Here is a 20,981-nt window from a genome sequence, read left to right as displayed (position 1 = left end):
GAACCTTCTTACTGTATGCGATACAACGTCTATACATGAATTGCAGGGTCGTCGTCGAAGCTGCCGTGCCGGTATTCGACGTTGAAACGGAGGACGAGGCGATCCGTATCGCCATCTCGAAGACGGGCGAGATGCTGAACCCTGACCTCAATTACGTCGAGATCAACATGGGCGAGCGGACCTCGCCGTCGGGCGAGGAACTGCCGCCCGCGTTCATCGCGGCCGACGAAGCGCTCGTCGCGCTCGAACTGGAGATGACCGTCTTCAACGTCGAGCGCGAGGAACACGCCTCGCGTATTGCCCGGAAAGAGATCGGCCAGCTCCTCGAGAATATCCCACTCGAGGTCGAACGGGTCGATGTCCTGGAAGACGAGGACGGCGACGAGGCGTCGGAGACGGGGGACGCCGAGCACGCGGACGAGCAAGTCGACGCGGCCGGTGCCTCGGACGCCGACGGGGAAGACGACGAGGAGATCCTTCCCGAGTTCGAGGACCTCGTCGAGTAAGTCCGCCCGTCAGCCCCGTCGATCGGATAGTCGGCCCGTCCGAACGAGTTCTGACGCCTCGTAGCAGCCACCTACTGAACGGCGAGTACGGTGCCCCCGGTCGATAGCGTCGGCTCGTCGTGGTCGGCGGTCGCCGCCAACCGAGACGGCTGGACGAGTGACGGCGATACGTCTCACTGGTCAGTATAGCGATCTATCGGAGGATGCGACGAGTTGCTCAGTCTGCAGTTGCGGCGACTGCTTCCTGCTCCCCTTCCCNCAGCGGCTTTGTGGTCGGTTTTCGATTTATGGATCGATGTCGGCCGAATACCCCGCGACTCGTACTCTTCGAGATCGATCTGACAGTCTTCCCACGCTGCACACTGATTGGATACCTCCGCGAGAAGGCCGTGAAGGTGAATGAGCTCCTGCTTCTTCATAACCATCTCGTCCTATCCACTGCAGGGTTATATTATTATCTTGAGTCGCGTTAACACACATACAATGTCATATGTGTGGTGTGTCATCCGTGAAGAAGATTCGAATGCCGTCCCTAAAGGAGTGAAACCACGGGACTCCGTGGGGTTATAACTCTATTTATGTGTGTAATATTTTCTTTCTCTCCAGCTTCCGATACGCTGCGTTCGGAGAGTTAAACCGTGGCTACTACTGGAACGACGGTGTGAAAATATCTGTTAGGTATCAGATCGGGGGTGATTTCGACACTACCCGAGCTGTTTCAGCGTCTGTAGATCACGGTCGGTTCGCATGAACTCAGCGGTCCGACGGGAGGCATGACAGTTCGGACAGTGAAACATCTCGGCGGCCGCAGGGAGGTCGTCCGGAGACGTCCGCCAGTCCTTCGTACACTCGGGACACAACAGTTGGACGGTCGTTCTATCCATGTCACATTCTTTCACATGAGTGGTGAAAAACGTTGCCGCGGTTCCATACAACCGAAAAAGACCCCCCGCGTCATCGCGACGCGACAGACACGACCGCAGACTCGGCCGATTTAGGCAGGTGCGGCCGTGTCCGAGGCCTCGAGCAGTTCCTTGTACCGGTTCCGGATGGTCACTTCGGAGATGCTCGCGACCTCGCTGACCTCGTTTTGGGTAACCTTCTCGTTGGTCAGCAGGGCGGCGGCGTACACCGCTGCTGCGGCGAGGCCGACCGGGGACTTCCCGCTGTGGACGCCCTCCTGACGGGCCGATTCGAGCAGTTCGCGGGCCATGCGCTCGGTCTCGTCGGAGAGGTCGAGATCGCTGACGAACCGCGGTACGTAGTGTTCGGGATCGGCCGGTTTAACCTCGAGACCGAGTTCCCGGATGATATAGCGGTACGTACGGGTCAGTTCCATCTTCTCGACGCGGGAAACCGCGGAGATTTCGTCGAGACTGCGCGGCGTCCCGGCCTGGCGAGCGGCGGCGTACAACGAGGACGTCGCGACGCCCTCGATCGAGCGCCCCGGAAGCAAGTCCTCCTCGAGTGCGCGTCGATAGATGACCGACGCGGTCTCGCGGACGTTCTCCGGGAGACCGAGCGCGCTGGCCATCCGATCGATCTCGCCGAGCGCTTGCTTCAGGTTCCGTTCCTTGGAGTCGCGAGTGCGGAAGCGCTCGTTCCACGTGCGTAGGCGCTGCATCTTCTGGCGCTGGCGACTCGAGAGCGACCGGCCGTAGGCGTCCTTGTCCTGCCAGCCGATGTTCGTCGAGAGTCCCTGGTCGTGCATCATGTTCGTCGTCGGTGCACCGACGCGGGACTTCTCGTCTTTCTCGGCGGCGTCGAACGCACGCCACTCGGGGCCGCGGTCGATCTCGTCTTCCTCGACGACGAGACCACAGTCCGTACAGACCGTCTCCGCGTGTTCATCGTCCGAGATCAGGCGTCCGCCACATTCGGGGCAGTGTTCCTGTTCGTCGGATACCGCCGTGTTTTCCTCCTCGATTTCGGTCTCCCGCTCGTTCGTATAGGTTCGGATGCTTGTGTCTGTCATAGTGTATCGGGTGGGTTACTCGGGGCTCCCGGGTGGGGTAACCAGAAGAAACCCGGTCGCCTCGCCTAACATAGGGTAAGGCCGTAAGGCATATAAAGGTTTCGGCTATTTTATAAATTGCCCGAATTTTCTGTTATATAGGTTCCGGTTATATACTCATTAATCGTTTGAAATAGTGCAGTGAGAGGTCGGCCCTTTCCCGGCGAACGGGCCGCGCTACTCGACGGTAAAAAGGTGGCCATCCTTCGGTACGTCGAACAACCCGATGCGGGCCCCGGCGTCGAGCCACGCGTGCCCGTACGAAAACGATGCGAGTGCATTGACGGGATCGTCCTGCTCCCGGAAGTGATTGCCGTCCTCCAGATAGGACGCCGCCATCTCGTAGCAGTCGGCGGCAGCGTCCGCCATCGGAGTCCCCTCGGGCGGCGCGATCGTCGCCGCCTCGAGCGCGTCAGTGAGCAGTTCGCCATAGCGGTTCGTCTTCTCCTCGAGATCGGCAGCCATGGTCGACTCTCGTCGCTCTGCCCCGTAAGTGCGTCGGCGTCGGTGGCGATCGGCCCGGCACAGTAAGGGGGAGAGATTGCTGAGAGCGCAAGGCGTTTAGGCGCTCTATCCGAAATAAGGGACATGAGCGACCAGCCACGCGTCGAGATTTATACCAAGACGGACTGTCCATACTGTGAGAAGGCCACGGACCTCTTCGATAGCAAAGGCATCGAGTACGAGACCTACAACGTCACCGACGACGACGACCGCTTCGAGGAGATGGTCGAGCGTGCGAACGGCCGCAAGACGGCCCCCGAAGTGTTCATCGACGACGAACTCATCGGCGGCTGGGACGACACCAGCGCGCTCAACGAGACCGGCGAACTCGACGAAAAGCTGGGCATCGCCGAGGACAACGACGATGGGATCGTCGAACACCGCAAACTCGTCATCGCCGGTACCGGCATCGCCGGCCTCACCGCCGCCATCTACGCCGGGCGCTCGAACAACGAGCCGCTCGTTATCGAGGGCGATGAGCCCGGTGGCCAACTCACCCTGACTACCGATGTCGCCAACTACCCCGGCTTCCCCGAGGGGATCGGCGGTCCGGAACTCGTCAACAACATGAAAGAGCAGGCCACACAGTTCGGGGCCGAATTGAAAAACGGGATCATCGAATCCGTCGATGACTCGAGCCGACCGTTCCGCGTCGAGATGAAAGACGGCGATGTCTACACCGCCGATGCCGTCATCGCCGCCTCGGGTGCGAGCGCCCGCACGCTCGGTATCCCCGGGGAAGACGAGCTCATGGGCTACGGCCTCTCGACGTGTGCGACCTGTGACGGCGCGTTCTTCCGCGGCGAGGATATGCTGGTCGTCGGCGGCGGCGATGCCGCCATGGAGGAAGCGACCTTCCTGACGAAGTTCGCCGACACCGTCTACATCGCCCACCGCCGCGAGGAGTTCCGCGCCGAGGACTACTGGGTCGATCGCGTCCACGAGAAGGTCGAGGACGGTGAGATCGAAATCATGAAAAACACCGAACTGACCGAGATCCACGGCTCCCAGGAGGACGGCGTCGATCACGTCACTCTCGTCGAGAACGACAAAGGTCATCCCACCGACCGCCTCGACGACCCCGGGACCGAGGAGTTCGACTTCGACGTTGGGGCGGTCTTCTTCGCGATCGGACACACGCCGAACACCGACTATCTCGAGGACACCGGCGTCGAAACCGACGACGACGGATACCTGAAGACCAACGGCGGCGACGGCGGCAACCAGACCGAAACCGACGTCTCCGGTATCTTCGGCGCGGGCGATGTCGTCGACTACCACTACCAGCAGGCTGTGACCGCCGCCGGCATGGGCTCGAAGGCGGCCCTCGACGCCGACGAGTACCTCGACGACCTCGAGCGAGCCGACTCGAGTGGGGAAGAAGTCGAGCCGGCCGCGGCGGACGACTGAGGGCGGGTCCGCTCGGCGCAGTCGTCGACTATTATCCGTCACCGTACGAACTGATTCCCGTCGGTTTCGGCTCCTCCTCCGTTCTGCCGATCGCCGTCCGGTTCCCGTGTGGTCTCGCTCGCGGTCCGTCGTCGAAACGACAGCGCGCTCGATAGCCCCCTATCCAGCGAGCACACTGTCGGGACACGGTGAGAAACCAATACCCCTATATGAGACGATCACTGTATTCTCTCTTGAATGAGTATTCAAGACCGCTTAGTACGTCGACATAGCGGACAGGACGGGAACCGAATTCCGTACTCGAGACGGGCAGACCAATGAGGGCGGGTCGCACACTCGGCTGCCTCCTCGTCGTCGTCTTGGTCACCACCGCGGGTATCGGTCCCGCACTCGCCCAGTCGGGGCAACGGTCGGGCCAAGTCGTCGGACAGCCGGATATCACCATCGAATCGTCGGCCGGTGAGCTGACCCCCGGGACGTCGGTCGAACTCCCGCTTTCGATCACGAACCGCGGGCAGATCGACCGCGCCGGCCCGTCACAGTACGAGCAACGGGTCACGACGGCACGCGGCCTGTCGCTCGATTTCCAGGACGAGAACTCGCCGATCGATGTGGATAGCGGGCCGATCTCCGTCGGCAACGTTCCGACGGGGACGAGAGGCGTCTCGCCGGTTCGGGTCACGATTCCCGACCACCTCGAGCCGGGAAGTTACGAACTCCCGGTCGAATACGAGTACTCGTACACGCGCGTCGTCGAATTCAATCAAGCGAGCGCGGAGTACAACGACCTGACGCGGACGCGGACGGCGACGCTGACGATCGAAGTCGAAGACAAACCGCAGTTCGAAGTCGTCGATGTCGAATCGAACGCCCAAGTCGGCGATCGAAACGACGTCTCGGTGACGCTCCGGAACACGGGAACCAAGACGGCACGTGACGCGAGCGTGACCGCACAGTCCAAGACGGCGGAAATGTCCTTCGGTGCCGGTCCGGAGACGTCGACGGGCTACGTCGGCGAGTGGAAACCCGAGGAGACGAAAACGGTCACCTACAGCGTCGCATTGTCGGACGATGCCCCACACCGCGGCTACTCGCTCGGTCTGTCCGTCGGATACACCGATAGCGACGGTATCGAGCGAACGTCACCCCCGTTGGAGGCCGGCGTCCCGACTGCCGCCGAACAGTCGTTCGCCCTCGAGAACGTCTCCTCGACGCTGCGGGTCGGCGAGGACGGGAGCATCTCGGGAACCGTCACCAACACGGGTCCGAAACGGGTCAACAGCACCGTCGTCCGGTTCGCCGACGAGGGTTCGCCGAACGTGATTCCCATCGAGCGGTCCGTCGCCGTCGGGGCCCTCGAGCCCGGTGACTCGGCGTCGTTCCGACTGCCGATCGAAATGAGTAGCGAGGCCGAAGCCGGAGCGAAATCGCTGGACTTCGCCGTCCGCTATCGGAACTCCGAGGCGGAGATTCGTCAGTACACCAAACTCGATGTGACCGCCGATATCGCTCGCGAACGTGATCAGTTCGATGTCGATATACAGGAGTCGACGATCACGGCCGGCGGCGAGCAAGCGATCACCGTCTCGGTCACGAACGAACTCAATCAGACCGTGACCGACGTCGAGGCGCGTATCTTCGCCGACGACCCGCTCGACACCGGTGACGACGACACGGGTTACGTCGAGTCGCTCGAGCCCGGCGAGTCGGTCACCATGACGTTCGAACTGAGCGCGTCGGAGTCGGCGACAGAAAAGACGTACCCGGTCTCCTTTGACTTCCGATACGACGACGAACGGAACAAGAGCCAGCTTTCGAACACGATTCGCGTGCCGATGTCCGTTACGACCGACGACGGCGGCTTCCCGCTATCGCTGGTCCTCATCACGGGCTCGCTTCTCATCGGCGCGGTCGGCGTGTTCTGGTATCGGAGGGACTAATCGATGACAGCGGGCGAGCGAATCGAGACTGCGACCGAAACCCTCAATGACGTGATCATCGCCCGATCACGAACAGTCGTGATCGGGTTTCTGGTCCTCACCGTCGTCTTCGCCGGTGGATTCGGACTGGTCACCACCGATACGGATTCGACGGACTCGTTTACCGAAGACCTCCCGGAGCAGGACGCGCTTGACTCCGTCAACGAGGAGTTCGAGGGCCCGTTCCAGACCTCGGACGAGACGACACAGCTCGTCCATACCGGAGATAACGTTCTGACCAAGGAAGGCCTCATCCGGAGTCTGCTGGTCCTCGAACGCGTCGAACAGCGCGAGGACCTCCGCATGGAGTCGGCGAACGGACCCGCACCGCTTATCGCTCAGGCCATCGATCCGACGGCGACCACACCGGCCGAACAGCGGCGGGTGATCGAATCCGCGACGACTACCGAGATTCGACAGGCGATCCGGGAGCAGAGCGACGATCCCACGTTTAAGCGTACCCTGTCCACGGATTTCAACCCGACGGCGGCGTCGGCGTCGGCCTCGATCACGGTGATCTCCCACGACATCCCGAACGAGTTCACCGACGACGACTTGACCGACATTCAGCTGTCGATCAAGTCGATCGCGAGCGACCAGCCGGGCGACATTCGTGCGTTCGGGAGCGGTATCACCGACGCGGAGACCGCGAACGTCATCGGTGACTCGATGACGCTCGTCATGCCCGTAGTCGTCCTCCTGTTGCTTGCCTTCCTTGCGATCTCGTACCGGGACCCGATCGACCTCGCGCTGGGGCTCCTGGCGCTGTTGATGACGGTCATCTGGACGTTCGGTTTCCTCGGATACTCCGGGATTCCGTTCAACCAGCAGATGGTCTCCGTTCCCGTCTTGTTGTTGGCCGTCGGGGTCGACTTCGGGATTCACATCGTCAACCGGTATCGTGAGGAAACCGTCCAAGGGTACGAACCGCTCGAGGCGATGCGGACCGCGAACAATCAGCTTATGATCGCGTTCGTCATCGTCACGGTGACGACCGTCTTCGGGTTCGGGGCGAACGTGATCTCGGACCTCGGCCCCATCCGGAACATGGGAATCGCCTCGAGTGTCGGGATCATCTTCACGTTCTTCATCTTCGGAATCTTCCTTCCGGCAGCCAAGCTGGAGGTCGACCAACTTCGCGAGCGGTTCGGCGTCCCCGAGTTCGGCTCGGACCCGATCGCATCCGAGGACTCGTCCCTCGGACGCCTCCTTGCGATGCCCGCCAGGGCGAGTCGTCACGCACCGCTCGTGTTCGTCGTCGTGCTCATCGTCATAGGCGGCGCGGCAGCCGGGTACGGGGCGGGAGTTGATACCTCGTTCGACACTGAGGACTTCCTACCTCCCGAAGAGCAACCCGCGTACGTCTCATACGTCCCGGCCCCGCTCGCCCCCAACGAGTACACGGTAACGGAAACGATCAACCTCCTCGAAGACAAGTTCGCGACTGACCAAGACGAATCCGTCAAGATATACGTCGAAGGATCGTTCGAGGACGACCACGCGCTCGAGGCTCTGGCCGACCCGAACGACGATCCGCCGAGCAACCTCGCAGTCGGCTCCGGCGGCGAAGCGGAGGCACGGAGTATCATCACGGTCATCCAGGCCCACGCCGCCGAGGATCCCGAGTTCGCCGCGCTCGTCGATCGGAACGATCGGAACGACAACGACATCCCCGATCGGAACCTCGATCTGATCTACGACGAACTGTTCGCGTCGCCGGCCGGCTCGCAGGCGGAACAGTATCTGACCGAAGACCGACGCAAGGCCCAGGTCGAGTACGCCATCGACGGCGATGCGTCCCAGCAGGCGGTGGCCGCGGACGCCGCCGAGTTCGCCACCGACTTCCGCTACGAAGCGACGGCAACGGGGAATATCGTCGTCTTCGCAGCGGTGACCGACCTGATCTTCTCGTCGTCGGTCCAAGGGCTGATCCTCGCAATCGGCTTGACCGCCGTGTTCCTCGTCATCACGTACGCCGCACTCGAGCGAAAGCCGTTACTCGGGATCGTCAACGTGTTCCCGATCCTGATCGCGATCGCGCTCTTGATTGCCACAATGCGGTCCCTCGGCATGTCGCTGAACGCGCTGACGGGGACGATCCTATCGATCTCTATCGGGCTCGGGATCGCGTACTCGGTCCACGCCACGCACCGGTTCATCGACGAGTTCAAATCGGCTGACGCGTTCACCGCGCTCATGACGACGCTCTCGGGAACCGGCGGCGCGCTCATGGGGAGCATGCTCACGACGGCTCTCGGAACGGGTGCACTCGCACTCGCGATTACCCCCGTATTGGGTGACTTCGGCCTGCTGATGGCGCTGAGCGTCGTCTACTCGTTTGTGACGGCGATCGTCGCACTTCCACCCGCGATGCTCCTCTGGGCCAGCTATAACGAATCCCCATCGTTGTGGCACCGCGTGACCACTGCGGTCGGCATCCGTCACTGACCGCCTCCCCATCGAACGCCCGGTTTCGACTCGCGGACGGTCGGACGGTAAGGCGGTCCGAGTCAGTCACACGGTTGCCCCTTCGTCGTCTCTCTTCGCGCATCTCGACTCAGTACGTGGCTGCCCAGATAGACGACACGTGACTCTCGAGATTACGGCCCTCGATGCCGACGGTCCGGTCGAATAACCTCTCGCGCCTCGATACACGAGCGTCACGTGCGCATGTGTGGAGCCGTGCCCATCACACGTCAGGGCCACGTTCCGACGGCCATGACGACTGTTGGGGCACGGAATCGCCGCAGCTATCATCGCACAGAAAGGACCCGCACACCTGCTCGCACGACGGCTGTGCGATGAGTATGTCACTCGTTCCAGGTGGTGCTATCGCAACGCGTCGCCGAGATACCCTCCGGCCGGCCGCGAAATCACGTGCCGATTTCGCGCTGTGACCATCGTCGATCGGATTTTGAACGACTGTGGACCCGCCGCTCTCGGTTGACCGCTTCGGACTCGAGACCCGTGCTCTCGAAACGAGAGTCCCCACGTCGGGGTGTTCGCAGACTGCGTGACGAGCGAACGGTGGTCCGGAGTAGTGTGGACCGCGACGAACTAGCGGTTCGTTGCGTCCGGCAGTTCGTACTGTACCGGCTCCGCGAGTTGCGTCCCGTCTCGTCTAATCGTGACGTTCAGCGGCGATTCGGTATCCGGCAACTCGTATTCGCATGTCACCGTCCCATCTCTTTCGACGGTCGTGTTACACTCGAGCAGGTATCCTTTTCGTAACGGATCCGTTTGCACTCGCATCGCGACATCGTTCCCCGGGGCGAGGTTCGTCGTTGCGTTCACGACGAGCGTCGATTCGTTCATCAGCGTTGGCTCCGACACGCTCGTGGACTGGGGAACGACAACGAACCGTTCGGTCACGACGCTCCCGTCGTCGGAAACGGGAGCGTCGTCGTAGATCTGGAACCTGACAGTGTACGTTCCGGGCTCGAGGTGGGTAGTATCGACATCGGCAACGAGCGTGTCCGTCGTCGAGTTATACGTGGTCGTCAGCGACCGGAGTGGTGCCCCGATCCGTGATCGGTCGTCGGCGGATTGGAGGCGTAGATCGACGCCGTGGGTGAGCGTTCCGAGACTCTCCACCCCATAGGAGATGTCGCCCGTCTCGACGTATTGATCCGCTCCGAAGCGAACACGAACGTCAGCGGTCCCCGTCCTGCTCGGATTCGTCGCCGCATACGCCGCAACGAACGTTTCGGACTCGGCAATCGACACCGGATCGTCGAACCGAATCGTAATCTCACCGGCGGATGTCGTCCGAACGCCCGACACGGACCCCGTCACGGACCGGTCGATGTGTCCGTCGTTGTCCGTGTCGACGCCGAGGATTTCGATATCGTTCCAGGAGAGGCTTTGAATGTTCGGGGCGACGCCGCCCGCTTCATCGTAGTCGATCGATATCGTGTCCACGTCCTCGATATCCCGATCGGGGGTCTGTTGGAGGCGATGCGTCGTTTGGGCTCCCGGCCGACTATCGGTTGCAGTTACTAGCTGGTCACGTGCTGTCTGGTCCTGTAGTAGTCCTTCGATACCTCCAACGTCGAACTCGGCGCGGCCGATATCACCCTTTGCGACCGTCGTTTTCTCCGCAGTGGCGTGCATATCGACCCCACTGGCAGCGACGGTCTTTACATCAGTTCCGGGTGCGATCGCCCTGCTTCGACTCTCACCGACCGTTGGCTCTTCGATCTGTAACACGCCCGCGATACGGGACGTCTCGGTCGCTGCGATCATATTGTACCGACCGGCCTCGAGCATCGGCAGTGATTGGGTCGTCGCGTGCGTGCGAACGGTCACGCTGTCGTCCCCACCGGCAGTGAAGGCCGGTCGGCCCTGCTGCTCGACTCCGTAAAACGTATTGAATCGGACGCGGACCGTCCCGTCACCGTCCTCGTCCCGAACCCGGAGGTCCGCTTTGAAGTCCCGTTGTGCGGACCGAACCAAGAGACTTGCCTCGTCGGTGTTTGCCAGCTCGAGCTGGATCGTCGCGACGTTCCCCCGTTGCTCGACGACGTTCGAATCGGCAAATTCGACGGTCCCGTCGACCGGTTGGGGCCCGATCTCGGCCCCGGTATCGACCTCGGTTCCGGACCCGGCACCCACGACTGATATCGAGAGAAGCAGACAGAGAGAGAGCACGGCGGTTGTTGTCCATAGCAGCGTACGATGCGTCATAGTAGTTGTAGACTACTTCTTTTCTTCCGGTAAGTACTTTCTGGACAGTTTCTCGTTCGGTGTCATTATGCGAGACTCGCTTCACAACGCCAACACAGGATGGGGCCACCAGTCGATAGTAGGGCGATCAATTTTGAAATACGGCACAGTATGCATCTGAATTAACGAGTCGGACACGCCCGAATACGGGTGCAGTATCGAAACGCCTGATCACTAGTGGCCGTCTCGAGGGCGTGGAAGTCGGTGATCGCCCACCAGTACTGTTCGCGTCACTCGCCAGGACGATCAGATTCGGTCGCTGGCAACCGGATATTCGCTGCGGTCCGATGAACAGGCAGCGTCGTCACTATCCGGTCAGCATTGCAAAAGAAAGGAACGTTCGGCAAGAACTGGGTGAAGGCCCAGTTACCGGTTACCGCTCAGTGCTTAGTTGTCGCGTCGGAGTGCGACCAGCGCAGCGCCGAGCAGTGCGACCAGCGCGACACCGACACCGAAGCCGGGCGTGCTGTCGTCTTCGTCGGAGTTCTCGTCGGAGTTCTCGTCGGAGTTCTCGTCGGAGTTCTCATCCGAATTGTCGTCGGAGTTCTCGTCGGAGTTCTCGTCGGAGTTCTCGTCAGAGTTGTCGTCGGAGTTGTCGTCGGAGTTGTCGTCGGAGTTGTCGTCGGAGTCACCCTCTCCGGGGTCCTCGCCGCCCGTATCGATCTCGTCAACGATTTCGATGTCCGCACGGTCGGTAGTTTCACCGTCGTCGGACTCGATCGTGTAGGAGCCGACATCGAGGTTGTCAGTGCTGACCTCAACGGTCCACTGGCCGTCAGTGTCCCACACGTCCGTGCTGTTAATTTCTTTCGATTCGTCGTTCTCGTCCAGAGCCTCTACCGTGATCGTGTTGTCGTTCGGCTGGAGGTTGGTCGAACCTTCGACGATGATCGTGCCGTCGTCCGAAACGGGGTTGATGCCGTCGGCCTCATGCCCCTTGGGGTAGATCGACTCGATCGTGGTCGAAGCGTCAGTGTAGCGGAACGTTTCCGTGACCATACGGTCGTCACTTGCCGACTCGTCGACCGTCTTGTCAGCGAGCTGACTGCGGATCTGTTCGCCGCTCAGGGAGGAGCTACGGGTATCGAACCAGTTGACCATGTCTTCGATATCGCCGTTGCCCCACGTCTCGTCACGTCCATCGGAGAGAACGTGTGCGGAGACGGTACCCTGCGAGAGGTCACCAAGCGAGATGTCCTCTTCATCGAACGTGTAGTCGTCACTGTCGACAGTGGCCGTGGTCGCATACGTGCGGCCACGGTCGTCGACGAACGCGATGACGACTTCATCTTCACCGCGTGCAGCACCGTTCACGTCGATGTCTCCGTCGACGTCCTCGGCGATTTCGCCGTTGATCGTAACGAACTCAGCGGTCAGGTCACCTTCGACGACTCGGAGCGAGGAACTGGTACTGGTTCCCTGGTTGAAGTCCGAAGTGCCGATGGTGTAGAAGTTCCCTTCATCGATGCCGGCCTCGTTCCGCACTTCGTCGGCATCGGACTGGTCAATGACACCGAAGCGGTAGGTGCCGGGGAGACTGAAGACGTCCGAACCCTCGTACTCCGTATCAGAGAGCGTGATGTCTTCTTCCTCGAACGTGTCGTCCGAGTCAACGTTGATGTTCTCTGCGACTAGTTCCCAGTCACTGTTGTCACGAGCGAAGATTGCGACTTCGTCGGAGCCGGTCGCAGTACCGTTCACGTCGATTTCAGAGCCAACGACGTAGGTGCCGTCCGGACTCTCGATCGTGATGTCTCCCGTTTCCACATCGAGGGAGACATCGTCCACACTCTCTGCGTCGCCGCTGACGATATCAGCTATCTGATCAGTGCGGCTGTCTCCAGCAGTGTACGACTCGTACACGTCGATGTCGATCGAGGAGTCATCGAGGTACTGGGTCTCGATCGAGCCGACAGCAGTGGTGCCGTCCATCTCGACTTCAGCCCAGGCGAACTCGCCTTCCTCGTATCCAACTGCGTTCGTATCGTCAACGTATCGGAAGATTCCCTTAGCGTTTTCCTTGTCGAGGTTGTCACGGAATTCGGACTCCTCGATCACGACGAGGTGGTATGCGCCGTCGGTCCCACCGGTGACGGTGTACTGAACATTGTCACCGCGAGTTGCGGAGTCGTCGCTCAGTTCGAGACCAACATCGTCATCGGTAGTCAGTTCAACCGTCGTAGTTTTGACGGCATCACCGAAGTCGAGGTTTTCCGAACCCTGAGCGGTGATCGTGTATTCGCCAGCGTCCTCATCCGAAAGGTCGATCAGGACACTTTCACCGGAGTCGTCGATCGTGTCGGACTCGCCGTCCTGAAGGACCTGGTTCGTGATGTCGGAACCGTCCTCGTCCTCAACGACGACTTCGAGGAGTTCGGCCTTATCGAAGTTGTAGTCGACGACGACTTCCATTTCGCCTGCGTCATCGGTCGAGATGCTGGAGCCGTCAACGTCGGAGATGATTTCCTCGTTCTCGTCGAGGTTGTTGACGGTCAGATCCGTAACGCGAGCGGTCTGAACGTACACGTAGTCAGCGTCGGAGCCTCCACCCTTGGAATAGCGACCCGGAGTCTGACTTTCCGGAATCGAGGTCTGGAGATCAAGGAGTTCGCCCTCAGCGTTACCGCTCACACCTTCGAGGGAAGGCCTATTTTCGAAGTCATCGCCCTCAAGGACGAAGTCATCTTCGCCCTGGAAGAGCGTGTCTTCCGATACAACCGGACTGTCTGGATTATCGTACCGCTCGTTCACCGCCGCTGCTCCGCCCACGAACGCCGCGGACATCGCAACGACAGAGAGTACCATCATCGCGGTCAGGAGCACTGCGCGTCCCTTCTCGCGATAGGTTATGTTGTCTGTTGTCATATTATATCGTAGTCGTGTGTTCTGCACGGCCACGCTTGCGTTCCGATCGGGCGCTCGGTAATCGGATATTACATCCGACCCCGACTCGGCCGTCGATCCTACTTGCTTGCATGACCATGGGTAGGGGTACAGTACAACCGTTGCGAGGCTCACCATATATGCTTTGTTGTCCACCCCCGGTATTTCGCTATAATTGATCGGAAAAATAGGTCTGATTTATAGTATATTACCGGATCGCGTCGTCCGCCGAATCCGGTCTCGAGCGATGACGTCCCCGTCCGGGACTTCGATTCGACTCGCGGGCCACACCCGTACTCCGGTAATACTATCCCTGGAGTTCGTTTCGACCTCGTCCCTCGTCTCGGGCTGGTAATTAGATTTTACCGCAGGAGGGAAATCGAGATCACTGCATCCCAACGGGGAAGAACTGTTTTCGATCGCTCACCATACTCGGCCGATCGAGAAATTCTATTCCGCGTACACGCGTGAATCAAGATAGTGTTCGACTTCGTTCGAGACGGCGTCGGCCCACGCATCAGCATCGGTACTGAACAGGCGACTGATCATCCCGAAGAAGACCGTCTGTAGCGTCTCGGCGACCGCATTCGGGTCACAGTCCCGGAAGTCGCCTGTTTCGATGCCCACGCGGATGATCGCTGCGATCGTCTCGGTGAACACCCGATCGCTCCGCGTGAAGTGGGCCCGGTAGGCCGGATCGTGAATCGCCTGTACGCGGAGTTCGAGCACCGTCCTGACGAACGGTTGCCGATCGTCGTCGGCATCGGCCGTTCCGAAACACCAGTCGACCACCTCCTCGAGTCGCTCGCGCGGATCGTCGATCGTCTCGTAGCTGTACTCGTCCCGAAAGTGCTCGAGGAGGTACTCGAGACACGCACGCACCAGTGCGTCCTTGTCCTCGTAGTGGTGGTAGACCAACGAGGGGCTTTGGTCGAGTTCCTCGCCGATCGCCTGCATCGTCAGATCGGCGTAGCCGCGATCCCTGAGCGTTCGATAGGTCGCCGCGAGGATTTCTTCGCGGGTATTGACCGGGTTTTCGAAGACATCGCTGCTCACGGCGACTCACCTCGATCACGAGCCGGTCGTGGTGCCGTCTCCGCGATGAGTCCGGACGAATTCTGATCGGGCACGTTCATACTCGAATGGAGCGCGTCGCGCCGGCATAACCGGTTTGATTCGATTTCGACGTAAGAAAAGTTATAACGATCGCCTTCGCGTCATCGAATAATGTGTGACAGTCCGCCCGCTGGACGCGTCGATCACGTGGCCCCGATGGCGATCGGACCGACGGTCACGCTCGGGGCTCGCTCGAGGTGGATGCCGTGAGGGATCGCCGCGCTGCAGCCCTCGTACTTGCCATTGTGACGAGTCTCGGATTGTTGCTGTCGCTCGCCGGCCCGGCAGCACTGGCTCAGCAGGCCACCGGTGAGGAGACGAGCGGTGAGCCGATCCTCGAAGTCGTCGATTCCAACCCCGACGTGACGCCCGGGACGGAAACCACGCTCGAGGTCCAACTCAAAAACGAGGGGCAACTGGGGACCGGTGCCCAGAGCGATCGCGTCCTGACCGCCCGCGGTGTGACCGCGAGGATCGACGATGCTGGCCCCTTCGAGTCCGAATCCGGCGAAGTCGGCGTCGGTCCGATCCGGGACGGCGAGATCGCAACCGCCCCGCTCGATCTAACGATCCCCGAACACACCGATCCCGGCGAGTACGAGATCGAAATCGAGGTCGAATACGCGTATACGGCATGGGTTTCCGACGCGTCGGAGTTACAGAAACGCTTCACGAAGACCGAAACGCTCGAGATGACGGTCACGGTTCCCGACGAGCCCCGGTTTTCTATCTCGAACGTCAATACGGACGTCGCACCGGGCGGGAGCGGCGACATGACGCTCGAGATCGAAAACACCGGAACCGAGGCCGCAACCGCGACGCGCGTCGCCGTGACCGGATTCGGCGGCGTGACGATCGACGGTGGGACGAGCGAGACCGCCGTCGGCGACCTCGAGCCGGGGGAGACGACGACCACGACGGTTGAGGCGGCGATCGCGAATTCCACCAGCGCGGCGGCCAAGTCGATCGAGGCAACAGTTACGTACGAGGATCGATCGGGTGTCGAACGGACATCGACGCCCGTTCGGTCGACGTTCGCGCCCGCAGGCGAGCAGACGTTCTCGCTGCGAACGCTCGAGGGGTCCCTCTCGGTCGGCTACGAGGGAACCGTGACGGGTGAGATCGTCAACGACGGCCCGCGACCGGTCGACGACGCGGTGTTGGTCGTCGAACCGATGAGCGACTCGCTGTTCGTCGAAGACACCCGCTACGCGCTCCCCGAACTGAAGTCGGGTGAGGCCGCGACGTTTACCTACCCGATGGAAGTAAGCGGCCAGGCCGACCCGGGTGCCCGGCAGCTCCGATTTACCGTCGAATACACCGGCAGCGGGGACGCGACCCTGCGGGACGGCCCGATCTCCGAGCGGGTCGTGGTCGACGACCGGACCGACGAGTTCTCGATCAGCGACGACAACGCGTCGGTCCGGCAGGGCGAGACGAGCGATCTCGTCCTCGAGATCACGAATCAGCGCCCGGAGACGGTGACGAACATCGACGCCAGACTCTACACCGAAGGGGATCTCGACACGTCGGACGACGAAGCCTTCGTCAAGGAACTCGAGCCCGGGGAGTCGGCCACGATTCCGTTCGATATCTCGGCGTCGATGGCTGCGACCGTCGAGACGCATCCGGTCGAACTCGACTTCGAGTACGACACCGCACGCGGTGAGACGGTCCTCTCGGACGTTTATACCCACCCGATCGACGTCGAACCCGGTACAGACGGCGGTGGCGGGTTCCCGTCGCTGATCGTCGGCATGCTCGGTGTCCTCGCCGTGACCGGAATCGGGATCGGCCTCTGGTTGCGACGGGACTGACCGATGCCGGACCTCGATGAAATCTGCGGCGGGACCGACTCAACGGAGCACGAGTCGTCGCTCGGACGGCGGGTCAATGCAGTGATCACCGACCGACCCTGGCAGGTCGTTCTCGCGTTCGTCATCGTTACCGTGCTGTTCGTCGGTGGTATGGGTGGCGGTGGCGAACAACAGGCCGGAACCGACCAGTTTACCGACGGGCTCGAAGAACAGGAGGCGCTCGAGGACATGCAGGACGATTTCCAGGCCGAGGGCCGCGAGAGCGGCAACTCGAGCGCGAACCTCTTCATCACCGACGAGCGAAACACCCTCTCGAAGTCGAGTCTCCGTCGGATGCTCGTGTTCCAGGAGCGTGCGGAACACGCGGACGGACTCAGGATCGCATCGACGACGAGTCCGGCCTCGTTGGTCGCTCGCCAACTCGATCCGGACGCTGAAACACGCGAGGAACAGCGACGTGCCGTCGAGCGGGCTACCCAACGGGACCTGGAAGCGGCGATCGCGGATGCCGACGAAGCCGCGGGGTTGCCGGTGAGTACGGACTTCACCCGGGAGTCGGCACAGGCCGACGTCGCGCAGATCGCGGTCACGTACGAGACGCCCCCGAAGGCTGATTCGGACGACAGAGCCGAATTACAGACTGGGACCGTCGAGTTAGCGAACGAGATCGAGGGCTACGAGACGGGTGAAAACGTCGAGGTGTTCGGTGACGCAATCATTCAGGAAGAGACGCTGCAGTTGCTCGGCGACACCGCGATCGTCGTGTTCCCGGCGGCGCTGGTGTTGATCATGTTTTTCCTGTTGGTCGCGTACCGCGACCCGATCGATCTCGCGCTCGGATTGGTCGCGCTGGTCATGACGTTGATCTGGACGTTCGGATTCATGGGCTATGCGAACATCCCGTTCTCGGACTCGCTGATCACGGTCTTTCCGCTGTTGCTCGCCGTCGGGATCGACTTCGGAATCCACATCATCAACCGGTATCGCGAAGAGCGGGCGGCGGGAGCGGAGATCGGCGACGCAATGGCCATCACGTCGCGACAGCTCTCGGGTGCATTTTTGATCGTCACGCTCACGACCGTCATCGGGTTCGCCGCGAACCTGACGAGTTCGCTCTCCCAACTTCGTGATTTCGGTATCGTCGCCGCCGTCGGTATTAGCTTCACCTTCCTCATCTTCGGTTTCTTCCTGCCGGCCGGGAAGGTCGGCCTGGACGGACTCCGTGAGGGGACCCGTATGCCGAGTTTCGGAACGAGACCCCTCGGAAGCGAGGACTCGATCCTCGGACGCGTTCTCCCCGTGGGAACGAAAGCGGCACGGATCGCTCCCGTCATCGTCCTCGTGAGCGCGCTCGTCTTCGGTGCGGCAGCGGCCGGCTACGGGACGGGCGTCGACACGGAGTTCTCACAGGAGGCGTTCTTCCCGGACGAGGAGCGGATCGCCCAGTACGAACGGCTTCCCGAGCCGTTTGCACCCGGCGAGTATACGTTCATGACTGTCCTCGACTACCTCGAGGAGGACTTCGATCAGGGGTTCGTGGGCTCGGTTACCGTCTACGTCGACGACCCCGACGTCAGATCGGCCGCCGCATTCCGCGAGGTCGACCGTGCAGTCACGGAGCCGCCCGACGCGTTCGTCGAAACCGACCGGCGGGCAGAAGCGGACAGTCTCGTAAGCGCTCTTAAAGAACGGCAATCGACCGATCCCGAGTTCGCAGCGACGGTCACGCGAGCCGATTCGAACGGCGACGAACTGCCGAACCGAAACGTCGATCACGTCTACGACGAACTGCTCGAGTCGGACGCCGCTCACCAGTACGTCACGAGCGACCGGAGCGCGACCCGGATCGTCTACCAGGTGGATGTCGATGCCGATCAGACCGATGCGACGAACGCCGCCGAGGCGGTCGCCGTCAACATGTCCATGGACGCGACGGCCACGGGGAGTCTGGTGGTCAATCAGGCCGTCATCGACCGCATCAGCGACTCGGCGATCAGGAGCCTCATCGTCGCGTTCATCCTCACCGCGGGCTTCCTGATGCTGTCCTACTGGTGGCTCGAGGGCCGGATGATCTACGGTGTGATCAACCTCGTGCCGGTCCTCGTGACGGTCGCGATGCTCGCGGCGTCGATGCGGCTGTTCGATGTCCCGCTGTCGCCGTTTAATGCCCCCATCCTTTCGGTCTCGATCGGACTGGGCGTCGACTACACGGTCCACTTCATGCACCGATTCGTCGACGAGTACGAGGCCGGGGCCGACGTCCACGAGGCGCTGGCGGTTACCGTTCGCGGAACCGGCGGTGCCCTGACGGGCAGCATGCTCACGACCGTCTGCGGACTCGGCGTGTTGTATCTCGCCTTGATCCCCCTGATCATGGAGTTCGGACTCCTGCTCGCGCTGGGGGTCTTCTATGCCTACCTCACGTCGATCCTCCTCCTGCCCTCGACGATCGTCGTCTGGGACCGCCTCGAGCGGCGATTCGGTCCACTCGATGACGTGCAGTGGCGGGCGTCGGTTCGCTCACTGACCGGGAAGTACTAGACGGCCCGAGCCGGGGCGAGACGTGCTTTGCGACGTGTTCGTTCCCGGACGGGAATGCAGAACGGCGACAGATCGTTCTACCGATCGTCACCGACCCCAGTTCGGGGATGACGACGTTCAGCCGAGATGGCCCACGAAGTCCTCGAGGCGGAACGAGTCGCGCTAAAACTGATTAAAAGAGTCCCGTAATGAATCCGAGTCCCATGAAGATGAGGACCGACGCCGAAAATGCCGGGAGATACGGTGTGTACTGCTCGATTTCGTGTTCGAAGTTTTGATAGCCTGCGATCAGTAGCAGCGTCAGCCCGACGATACCGATGACGACCGTGATGGCGTATGCGCCCATCAGTTCGAGACAGTAATTCGAGCCGGCGCACAGCGCGATAATCTCGAACTCCTCCTCGTGAGCGAACCCGAGGACGAACGCAAACCATGCGATTCCGAGAAGGCCACGGGCAGCGGTATCGTCGGGTTCATCGTGCGAATGAGTGTGTGAGGAATTTCCTCCGAACGGGAGGCGTCGCTTCAGCCGAGCCAGTCCCCCATCCGACGAACCGATGTCGTGCTCGTGGCCGTGCTCTGCGGGGGAGTGATCGTGGCTGTGGTCGCCGTGAATGTGTCCGGCCTCTCCGTGCGAGTGGCCGTGAGTGTATTCGCGAATCCCGAGTGCGAGAAGCAGTAGCCCGGCGACGAGACTCACAGGGCCGCCGATTTGGATGCCACCGAAAACCGTGAGTGGGTCATTGAGTCGTGTGAGGTCGAAGTAGTCCGTCGCGTAGAAGAAGACGGCCACCATTGCGAGGCTGCTGATGAGATGGCCGATTCCGATGAGCAGACTCGCCGCAAGCCCGTACACCCATTTGTTCGTTTGATCGAGCGCGTACGAGGCGGCGACCGGCCAGCCGTGGCCCGGTTCGATCCCATGGATCGCACCGAGCACGACAGCACCGACGAGCGGACCAAGTATCTCGTGTGGAACCATCGACTCACTCGACACGCAGAAACTAGCAAGCTTAGGGATTGTTAATACCGGATCGGGGGATTCGTCATAACGACCCTCTTGTATCTGCGCGAGTCAGTTGAACCCGATGCGAACGAGTTTCAACATTCCCGACGAAGTGATCGAGGAGTTCGACCGGGTGTGGCAGGACGAGGGACTCGAGAATCGGTCCCGAGCCGTCAGAGAAGCGATGCTGGAATTCATCGAAGCCCACGCTCGACTCGAGGATACGATCGGTGAGATCGTCGCGCTCGTGGGATTCGACTACCGTCATCACGACGTGATTCAGGAACTCCACGGCGTCCAACACGAGTATCAGGACGTGATTCTCAATACGAGCCACACGCATCAAGGCGAGTGGTGTCTCGAATCGCTGTTTTGTCGCGGTTCTGCCGAACGGGTGCGCGAACTCACATATCGACTACGTGATTTCGACGGGGTGCGCCGAGTGAAAGTGATGGTCATCCGCGATAGTGAACTGTGATC

Annotated in this window: 15 protein-coding genes; 7 read left to right on the top strand and 8 right to left on the bottom strand. The window is 61.2% G+C overall.

Annotation, left to right across the window (positions count from 1 at the left end; translation table 11 throughout):
* Positions 1-35 precede the first annotated feature (35 nt).
* Positions 36-506, top strand: coding sequence for a DUF555 domain-containing protein (locus C487_RS03715; protein WP_049907877.1), 471 nt, complete (start codon positions 36-38; stop codon positions 504-506).
* 173 nt (positions 507-679) lie between these two features.
* On the opposite strand, the gene C487_RS21960 is transcribed toward C487_RS03715, so the two are convergent.
* From C487_RS21960 to C487_RS03700, 4 genes are all read right to left on the bottom strand, one after another.
* Positions 680-925 carry a UPF0058 family protein gene (locus C487_RS21960; RefSeq protein ID WP_006184333.1) on the bottom strand — a complete coding sequence of 82 codons (246 nt, stop codon included), beginning with the start codon at positions 923-925 and terminating at the stop codon, positions 680-682.
* Positions 926-1,210: 285 nt separating this feature from the next.
* Positions 1,211-1,390 (bottom strand): DUF7836 family putative zinc-binding protein, encoded by a 180-nt coding sequence (locus C487_RS03710; RefSeq protein ID WP_006184332.1) that lies wholly within the window; start codon positions 1,388-1,390, stop codon positions 1,211-1,213.
* A 110-nt stretch (positions 1,391-1,500) separates the two neighbouring features.
* Entirely contained in the window at positions 1,501-2,481 is a 981-nt protein-coding gene (locus C487_RS03705; protein WP_006184331.1) for a transcription initiation factor IIB, read from the bottom strand.
* Positions 2,482-2,697: 216 nt separating this feature from the next.
* Complete coding sequence (locus C487_RS03700; protein ID WP_006184330.1) at positions 2,698-2,985, bottom strand: DUF357 domain-containing protein; 288 nt, start codon at positions 2,983-2,985, stop codon at positions 2,698-2,700.
* Positions 2,986-3,108: 123 nt separating this feature from the next.
* Between C487_RS03700 and C487_RS03695 the strand changes: the two genes are divergently transcribed.
* The 3 genes from C487_RS03695 to C487_RS03685 all read left to right on the top strand — a co-directional run bounded on the left by C487_RS03695 (position 3,109) and on the right by C487_RS03685 (position 8,861).
* Entirely contained in the window at positions 3,109-4,434 is a 1,326-nt protein-coding gene (locus C487_RS03695; RefSeq protein ID WP_006184329.1) for an FAD-dependent oxidoreductase, read from the top strand.
* A gap of 317 nt (positions 4,435-4,751) precedes the next feature.
* Complete coding sequence (locus tag C487_RS03690; RefSeq protein WP_006184328.1) at positions 4,752-6,374, top strand: COG1361 S-layer family protein; 1,623 nt, start codon at positions 4,752-4,754, stop codon at positions 6,372-6,374.
* A gap of 3 nt (positions 6,375-6,377) precedes the next feature.
* Entirely contained in the window at positions 6,378-8,861 is a 2,484-nt protein-coding gene (locus C487_RS03685; RefSeq protein ID WP_006184327.1) for an efflux RND transporter permease subunit, read from the top strand.
* Between the two features lie 609 nt (positions 8,862-9,470).
* Here the strand turns inward: C487_RS03685 and C487_RS03680 are convergent.
* The 3 genes from C487_RS03680 to C487_RS03670 form a co-directional block, all read right to left on the bottom strand.
* Positions 9,471-11,063, bottom strand: a complete 1,593-nt coding sequence (locus C487_RS03680; protein ID WP_241431059.1) for a DUF7827 domain-containing protein — start codon at positions 11,061-11,063, stop codon at positions 9,471-9,473.
* Positions 11,064-11,525: 462 nt separating this feature from the next.
* Entirely contained in the window at positions 11,526-14,003 is a 2,478-nt protein-coding gene (gene csg, locus C487_RS03675) for an HVO_2072 family ArtA-dependent S-layer glycoprotein (protein ID WP_006184325.1), read from the bottom strand.
* 468 nt (positions 14,004-14,471) lie between these two features.
* Positions 14,472-15,077, bottom strand: coding sequence for a TetR/AcrR family transcriptional regulator (locus tag C487_RS03670; protein ID WP_006184324.1), 606 nt, complete (start codon positions 15,075-15,077; stop codon positions 14,472-14,474).
* Between the two features lie 266 nt (positions 15,078-15,343).
* Here C487_RS03670 and C487_RS03665 point away from each other — a divergent pair, with 266 nt between their 5' ends.
* Positions 15,344-16,954: a COG1361 S-layer family protein gene (locus C487_RS03665; RefSeq protein ID WP_049907873.1), complete on the top strand. Its 1,611-nt coding sequence runs from the start codon at positions 15,344-15,346 to the stop codon at positions 16,952-16,954.
* A gap of 3 nt (positions 16,955-16,957) precedes the next feature.
* On the top strand, positions 16,958-19,495 hold the full coding sequence (locus C487_RS03660; protein WP_006184322.1) for an efflux RND transporter permease subunit: 2,538 nt from the start codon (positions 16,958-16,960) through the stop codon (positions 19,493-19,495).
* Positions 19,496-19,667: 172 nt separating this feature from the next.
* Here C487_RS03660 and C487_RS03655 read toward each other — a convergent pair whose 3' ends face one another.
* Positions 19,668-20,477 (bottom strand): hypothetical protein, encoded by an 810-nt coding sequence (locus C487_RS03655; RefSeq protein WP_006184321.1) that lies wholly within the window; start codon positions 20,475-20,477, stop codon positions 19,668-19,670.
* Positions 20,478-20,583: 106 nt separating this feature from the next.
* On the opposite strand from C487_RS03655, the gene C487_RS03650 reads away from it, so the two are divergent.
* Complete coding sequence (locus C487_RS03650; RefSeq protein WP_006184320.1) at positions 20,584-20,979, top strand: CopG family ribbon-helix-helix protein; 396 nt, start codon at positions 20,584-20,586, stop codon at positions 20,977-20,979.
* Positions 20,980-20,981 lie beyond the last annotated feature (2 nt).

This window comes from Natrinema pallidum DSM 3751 (assembly GCF_000337615.1).
Taxonomy (GTDB): Archaea; Halobacteriota; Halobacteria; order Halobacteriales; family Natrialbaceae; genus Natrinema; species Natrinema pallidum.
This window is presented reverse-complemented; position numbering and strand designations above follow the sequence as displayed.

Bases quoted from the DNA above. Each gene is read 5' to 3' on its own strand.
- C487_RS03650 (WP_006184320.1), top strand. From the start codon at position 20,584: ATGCGAACGAGTTTCAACATTCCCGACGAAGTGATCGAGGAGTTCGAC.
- csg (WP_006184325.1), bottom strand. From the start codon at position 14,003: ATGACAACAGACAACATAACCTATCGCGAGAAGGGACGCGCAGTGCTC.
- C487_RS03705 (WP_006184331.1), bottom strand. From the start codon at position 2,481: ATGACAGACACAAGCATCCGAACCTATACGAACGAGCGGGAGACCGAA.
- C487_RS03685 (WP_006184327.1), top strand. From the start codon at position 6,378: ATGACAGCGGGCGAGCGAATCGAGACTGCGACCGAAACCCTCAATGAC.
- C487_RS03700 (WP_006184330.1), bottom strand. From the start codon at position 2,985: ATGGCTGCCGATCTCGAGGAGAAGACGAACCGCTATGGCGAACTGCTC.
- C487_RS03710 (WP_006184332.1), bottom strand. From the start codon at position 1,390: ATGGATAGAACGACCGTCCAACTGTTGTGTCCCGAGTGTACGAAGGAC.
- C487_RS03660 (WP_006184322.1), top strand. From the start codon at position 16,958: ATGCCGGACCTCGATGAAATCTGCGGCGGGACCGACTCAACGGAGCAC.
- C487_RS03690 (WP_006184328.1), top strand. From the start codon at position 4,752: ATGAGGGCGGGTCGCACACTCGGCTGCCTCCTCGTCGTCGTCTTGGTC.
- C487_RS03695 (WP_006184329.1), top strand. From the start codon at position 3,109: ATGAGCGACCAGCCACGCGTCGAGATTTATACCAAGACGGACTGTCCA.
- C487_RS03655 (WP_006184321.1), bottom strand. From the start codon at position 20,477: ATGGTTCCACACGAGATACTTGGTCCGCTCGTCGGTGCTGTCGTGCTC.
- C487_RS03715 (WP_049907877.1), top strand. From the start codon at position 36: ATGAATTGCAGGGTCGTCGTCGAAGCTGCCGTGCCGGTATTCGACGTT.